Genomic DNA, 405 nt, shown 5'->3' with positions numbered 1-405 from the left:
CCTAAGGCTTTCATAAGACGTTGAACCTTTTTATGATTCACTTTTTGACCGCGATTCGCGAGCTCATCGCGAATTCGACGATAGCCGTAACGACCTTCATGTTCGTTATAAATCGCTTGAATATCTTCTTTTAACTTGGCATCTGGATCCGGTCGATTCATCTTCTTGACGTAATCATAGTACGTGCTACGTGGAATACCTGCGAATGCCACAAGCGCCTTCACCGAGTATTTATGCCTTAATTCATAGATGACTTTTACTTTGTCTTCTTTGGTGATTTTTCCTTGGCTTGAACTAAGGCGTTCAACTTTTTTAAATACTCGTTTTCCATACGTAGACGATTGATTTCTGCTTGAAGTGCTTCTGGTGAGCTTTCAGCTGGCTGTTGTTTTGGTTGTTTCTTCG

At 41.2% G+C, this 405-nt stretch carries 1 pseudogene; it reads right to left on the bottom strand.

Going from position 1 to position 405, the window contains the following annotated elements:
* Positions 1-405, bottom strand: a pseudogene (locus KMHG_RS18930) (IS3 family transposase); the annotation flags it as partial.

Source organism: Kurthia massiliensis (genome assembly GCF_000285555.1).
Lineage (GTDB): Bacteria > Bacillota > Bacilli > Bacillales_A > Planococcaceae > Kurthia > Kurthia massiliensis.
Note: the sequence above shows the minus strand (reverse complement) of the source record. Positions and strands in the feature narration are given on the sequence as shown.